Raw genomic sequence first — 6,206 nt, forward strand, 5'->3', positions numbered from 1 at the left:
GGGTGGCGATCTTCGCCTGACAGGAGTACCATTGTGACCTTTTCTTTTTCGGTATAACTGCGTGGAGTCAAACGTGTCATCATCGCTTTGGTTGCAGTGTCTTGAGCGCCTTCAGGAAGACCTACCTGCAACAGAATTCAGTATGTGGGTGCGGCCGTTACAAGCCGAGCTCAATGACAATACGTTGACCCTGTTCGCCCCAAACCGCTTTGTGCTTGATTGGGTGCGAGACAAATACTTGCATCAAATTAACCAGCTGTTGAACGAGTTTTGTGGCGTCGACGTGCCCATGCTGCGGTTTGAAGTGGGCAGCAAACCTGTGTCTGCAGCGCCCGCGGCGGCGCCAGCCGGACCAGCAGCGGCGCCCGCTCCACAGCAAGCCCAACCGGCTCCGAGCCGAGGTCGAGTGTGGGAGCCGGCGCCGTCACCCGTTCAGTCGGATGTCAATCATCGCTCTAACGTGAACCCCAAACACAAGTTCAATAACTTTGTTGAGGGTAAGTCTAACCAGTTAGCGTTAGCGGCAGCGCGTCAGGTGTCGGATAACCCAGGGGCGGCCTATAATCCGCTTTTTCTTTATGGCGGCACGGGCTTAGGTAAAACCCACTTGTTGCATGCGGTGGGTAATGCGATTTCCGATCGTAAAGCGGATGCGCGCGTGGTGTACATGCACTCAGAGCGTTTCGTGCAAGACATGGTGAAGGCGCTACAAAATAATGCGATTGAAGAATTTAAGCGTTATTACCGCAGTGTCGATGCACTGTTGATCGATGACATTCAATTTTTTGCCAACAAAGAACGCTCGCAAGAAGAATTCTTCCATACCTTTAATGCGTTGCTTGAGGGTAACCAGCAGATCATTCTTACCTCTGACCGCTATCCTAAAGAGATCAACGGGGTTGAGGATCGCTTAAAATCGCGATTCGGTTGGGGTCTGACAGTCGCCATTGAGCCGCCAGAGCTGGAAACGCGAGTGGCGATTTTGATGAAAAAAGCCGAAGATCATGCGATTCGTTTACCGGATGAGGTGGCGTTCTTTATCGCCAAGCGCTTACGCTCCAACGTCCGAGAGCTTGAAGGGGCCCTCAACCGCGTGATTGCCAACGCGAACTTTACTGGGCGTGCGATCACCATCGATTTTGTCCGAGAAGCGTTGCGAGATCTGCTCGCCTTGCAAGAAAAACTGGTCACCATTGATAATATTCAGAAAACAGTCGCTGAGTATTATAAAATCAAGATGGCGGATTTATTGTCGAAGCGTCGTTCACGGTCGGTCGCGCGCCCTCGTCAAATGGCGATGGCCTTGTCCAAAGAGCTAACCAACCACAGTTTGCCAGAAATTGGTGATGCCTTTGGTGGCCGTGACCATACCACCGTGCTGCATGCGTGTCGTAAAATCGAGCAGCTCCGTGAAGAAAGCCACGACATTAAAGAAGATTACTCTAACCTGATTCGAACATTGTCCTCTTAATTATGAAATTTACTCTTACGCGAGAGCAGCTGCTACAGCCGCTGCAACAAGTATCAGGCGCACTGGGTGGGCGAAGCACGCTGCCTATTCTCAGTAACTTACTCATCCAAGTGGCTGATCAGGCATTGACGTTGACAGCAACGGACATGGAAGTGGAGCTGAATGCCACCGCGCCGTTGGAAGGCGATCACCTCGACGGTGCGATTACAGTGCCTTCGCGCAAGTTTATGGACATCATTAAAGGGTTACACAGTGAAGCCCAAATCACGGTTGCGCAAGAAGGCGATCGTGTGGTGGTACGCGCGGGACGTAGCCGCTTTACGCTGTCGACATTGCCGGCTAATGATTATCCCAACATCGAGCAGTGGCAGGCAGACGTAAGTTTGCAGCTGCCACAAGATAAGTTGCGTCACCTGATTGACGCGACCCAGTTTTCGATGGCAAACCAAGACGTACGCTATTACCTCAACGGACTGTTGTTCGAAACAGAAGGGCAGACATTACGGACGGTCGGAACCGACGGGCACCGGATGGCGGTCTGTCAGCTCTCGATGGATGATACCTTACCCGCGCAGCAAGTGATTGTGCCGCGAAAAGGGGTGAGTGAGCTTGCGCGCTTGTTGGATGACAGTGAGCACCTCGTTACTATCCAAATCGGCGCATCGAACATTCGAGCGGTGGTTGGCAATGTCACCTTCACCTCGAAGTTGGTGGATGGCCGTTTCCCAGACTATCGTCGCGTGCTGCCGCAATCCACCTCTCGCACACTTGAGGTCGACTGTGCGGAGCTCAAGCAAGCGCTGTCGTTAGCTGCGGTGCTGTCTAACGAGAAATTTCGTGGCGTGCGGATGAATATTGAAGGCAGCGAGCTACGTATTTCCGCCAATAACCCTGAGCAGGAAGAAGCCGAAGAATTTCTCGACGTCACCTTTCAAGGCGAGCCGATCGAAATTGGCTTTAACGTCAGCTACGTGTTGGATGTTCTCAACACCTTACGCTGTGACAAAGTGCGCTTTTCGATGACAGATGCGGTGGGCAGTACCCTGATTGAAGACTGTGCCCGTGATGACGCCATGTATGTTGTGATGCCAATCCGCCTCTAGGTTATGGCGCTTACTCGATTGGTCGTTCACGACTTTAGAAATATTGAAGCCTGCGATATCGAACTGTCGTCAGGCTTTAACTTTTTAATTGGCCCCAACGGTAGCGGTAAAACCAGTGTGCTTGAGGCCATCCACTTTCTTGGCCACGGACGCTCATTCCGCAGCGCGCTGAATAGCCGAGTGATCCGTCATCAGCAGCCCAGTTTAACCGTGCATGGACGGGTTAAAACCCAAGATGCGATCTTGCTTCCTGTCGGCATTCAAAAGCGCCGCGATGGCACTGCGGATGTTAAAATAGGGCAAGAGAAAGGGCAGAAGCTGGTGGCCTTAGCGAAAGTGTTGCCTTTACAGCTGATCACCCCTGAAGGATTTGAGCTGCTGACGGATGGTCCCAAATTTCGCCGTGCGTTTATCGATTGGGGTGTGTTTCATTCTCAAGCTGGCTTTTTCGAAGCCTGGACGCGGGTCAAACGACTCACCAAACAACGCAACGCTGCGCTAAAAACGGCGCGGCGCTACCGAGACATCCAGATGTGGGATGCGGAATTGGCGGTGTTGGCTGAGCAAATAAGCCAGTGGCGAGCCGATTATGTGGATGCAGTGGCTGAGCGCGCTGCCGCACTATGCGAGGCTTTTTTACCCGAGTTTTCGATACAATTTAGTTTCTCTCGAGGGTGGGAGAAAGACACGGATTACCAAACCTTGTTGGCAGCCAATTTTGAGCGCGACCAACAAATGGGATACACCGTCTCCGGACCGCACAAGGCGGATGTGCGTATCAAGGTGCAAGGGACGCCAGTGGATGATGTGTTGTCCCGAGGTCAGTTAAAATTAATGGTTTGTGCGCTACGACTTGCACAAGGCCAGCTCTATAGTGAACAACAGGGAATTGCCTGTATTTACTTGATTGATGATTTTGCATCGGAGCTTGATAGTCGCCGCCGAGCCCTATTGGCAAGCGAACTCAAGCGTACCGGCGCACAGGTTTTTGTCAGCGCCATTAGTGCCGATCAAGTCGCGGAAATGTGCGACGAAAATAGTAAGATGTTTCATGTGGAACATGGCAAAATAAACGCAGGATAAATAAGCGAGAGTAACTCAATGTCCAACGAATACGATTCATCGAGTATCAAGGTACTGAAGGGCTTGGACGCCGTCCGTAAGCGTCCGGGAATGTATATCGGCGACACAGACGACGGTACCGGCCTCCACCACATGGTGTTCGAAGTGGTCGATAACTCGATCGATGAAGCACTAGCCGGACATTGTAACGATATCGTGGCGACCATCCACGAAGACGGCTCTGTCTCGGTGAAAGATGATGGTCGTGGTATTCCTGTTGATATCCACGAAGAAGAAGGGGTCTCCGCCGCTGAAGTTATCATGACGGTATTGCATGCCGGCGGTAAGTTTGACGACAACTCCTACAAAGTTTCCGGTGGTTTGCACGGCGTGGGTGTGTCCGTGGTGAACGCACTCTCTGAGAAGCTAGAGTTGACCATTTGGCGTGATGGCCATATTCACCAGCTCAACTTTTCCCACGGTGAGCCACAAGGCCCATTGGCGGTGATTGGTGATACCGAACAAACCGGTACCCGTATCCGTTTTTGGCCCAGTGAAGAAACTTTCTCTGACATCAATTTCAACTATGACATCTTAGCCAAGCGTCTACGTGAGCTGTCGTTCCTGAACTCAGGCGTATCGATCAAGCTGGTGGATGAGCGCGAAGAAGATAAAGCGGATCACTTCAAATACGAAGGGGGCATCCGCGCCTTTGTTGAACACCTCAACAATAAGAAAACCGCGATTCACCCGTCGGTATTCCATTTTGAACACACGCGTGAAGATGGTGTGAGCGTTGAAGTGGCGATGCAATGGAATGACGGCTACCAAGAAAACATCTACTGCTTTACCAACAATATTCCACAGCGCGATGGTGGTACCCACCTTGCCGGATTCCGCGCCGCGTTAACGCGTACGCTGAACAGCTTTATGGATAAAGAAGGCTACTCGAAGAAAGCTAAGGCGGCGACCTCGGGCGATGATGCTCGTGAGGGTTTGACCGCTGTGGTGTCGGTGAAAGTGCCTGATCCTAAGTTCTCAAGCCAAACCAAAGATAAGCTGGTGTCGTCAGAAGTGAAGTCTGCCGTTGAGTCGGCCATGGGTGAACACCTGTCTGACTTTTTGATTGAACATCCAGCGGACGCCAAAGTGGTGTGCACTAAGATTATCGATGCGGCGCGCGCGCGTGATGCGGCACGGAAAGCACGAGAGATGACTCGCCGTAAAGGTGCGTTAGATTTAGCGGGTCTTCCCGGCAAGCTAGCTGACTGCCAAGAAAAAGATCCAGCACTGTCTGAACTCTACATTGTGGAGGGTGACTCGGCAGGTGGGTCAGCCAAACAAGGGCGTAACCGTAAGAACCAAGCGATTTTGCCGCTTAAAGGTAAGATCCTTAACGTGGAAAAAGCCCGTTTTGACAAGATGCTCTCGTCGCAAGAAGTCGCGACCCTAATCACTGCGATGGGGTGTGGTATCGGTCGAGAAGAGTATGATCCGGACAAGCTGCGTTATCACAGCATCATCATCATGACCGATGCGGATGTCGACGGCTCGCACATCCGTACCTTGTTGTTGACCTTCTTCTATCGCCAAATGCCAGAGCTGATTGAGCGTGGTTATATCTACATTGCTCAACCTCCTTTGTACAAAGTGAAGAAAGGAAAACAAGAGCAATACATCAAAGATGACGAAGCAATGGAGCAATACCAAGTCGCGTTGGCGTTGGAAAATGCTTCCTTGTTTGTGAATCCAGAAGCACCGGCGATGCACGGTGAATCACTCGAGAAGTTGGTCAAAGAATACAATGGTGTGATCAAGCTGATTAAGCGCATGAACCGCCGTTATCCGGCTTCGCTGCTCAATGAATTGTTGTACCAGCCTCGCTTGTCGGTCGACGACTTGCGTGATGAGTTGGCGGCGAAGAAGTGGGTTGAAAATATCGTTGCGATTCTAAACCGTAAGTCAACGGGTGAAAGTCAATACAAAGCATCTTGCCGCTTAGACGAAGAGCATCAAGTGTGGGTGCCGGAGCTGGTGGTAAGGACGCACGGTGTTGATCACAAGTATCTGGTGAGTTACGACTTTTTAAACTCGAAAGAGTATGGACGTATTGCCAGCTTGTCTGAGACGCTTAATGAGCTGCTTGATGAAGGCGCTTATGTGCAGCGAGGCGAGCGTAAACAAGAAGTGGAAAGCTTCGAGCAAGCGCTGAACTGGCTGATTAAAGAGTCGACGCGTGGTGTATCGCGTCAGCGTTACAAAGGTCTAGGTGAAATGAACCCAGAACAGCTTTGGGAAACCACCATGGATCCTGAAGGTCGCCGTATGATGCAGGTGACCATTCAAGATGCGGTCGCTGCAGACGAGCTGTTTACCACCTTGATGGGTGATCAAGTTGAGCCACGCCGTGCCTTTATCGAAAATAACGCACTCAAAGTGGAAAACCTTGACGTTTAAACGATAAATCAATGGGTTAACCACTATTAAGGCCAGCTTTGCTGGCCTTTTTTATTTTTATACGAGGCAGCACACAATAGATTACTGTTTTTATATGGCTCTTCATCGTTCAT

General features: G+C 51.1%; 4 protein-coding genes. All 4 read left to right on the top strand.

Features of this window, described 5'->3' with window-relative positions; genetic code table 11:
• Positions 1–73 precede the first annotated feature (73 nt).
• The 4 genes from dnaA to gyrB are packed head-to-tail and all read left to right on the top strand — an operon-like array spanning position 74 to position 6,093.
• Positions 74–1,471, top strand: coding sequence for a chromosomal replication initiator protein DnaA (dnaA, locus tag BGK46_RS15390; protein WP_069590741.1), 1,398 nt, complete (start codon positions 74–76; stop codon positions 1,469–1,471).
• Positions 1,472–1,473: 2 nt separating this feature from the next.
• Complete coding sequence (gene dnaN / locus BGK46_RS15395; RefSeq protein WP_069590743.1) at positions 1,474–2,574, top strand: DNA polymerase III subunit beta; 1,101 nt, start codon at positions 1,474–1,476, stop codon at positions 2,572–2,574.
• A gap of 3 nt (positions 2,575–2,577) precedes the next feature.
• Entirely contained in the window at positions 2,578–3,657 is a 1,080-nt protein-coding gene (gene recF, locus BGK46_RS15400) for a DNA replication/repair protein RecF (RefSeq protein ID WP_069590744.1), read from the top strand.
• Positions 3,658–3,675: 18 nt separating this feature from the next.
• Positions 3,676–6,093, top strand: coding sequence for a DNA topoisomerase (ATP-hydrolyzing) subunit B (gene gyrB / locus BGK46_RS15405; protein WP_069590746.1), 2,418 nt, complete (start codon positions 3,676–3,678; stop codon positions 6,091–6,093).
• Positions 6,094–6,206: the final 113 nt, after the last annotated feature.

This window comes from Salinivibrio sp. SS2, assembly GCF_001722075.1.
GTDB classification, from domain to species: Bacteria; Pseudomonadota; Gammaproteobacteria; order Enterobacterales; family Vibrionaceae; genus Salinivibrio; species Salinivibrio proteolyticus.

Coding starts and splice junctions, on each gene's coding strand:
- dnaN (WP_069590743.1), top strand. CDS start 1,474: ATGAAATTTACTCTTACGCGAGAGCAGCTGCTACAGCCGCTGCAACAA.
- gyrB (WP_069590746.1), top strand. CDS start 3,676: ATGTCCAACGAATACGATTCATCGAGTATCAAGGTACTGAAGGGCTTG.
- recF (WP_069590744.1), top strand. CDS start 2,578: ATGGCGCTTACTCGATTGGTCGTTCACGACTTTAGAAATATTGAAGCC.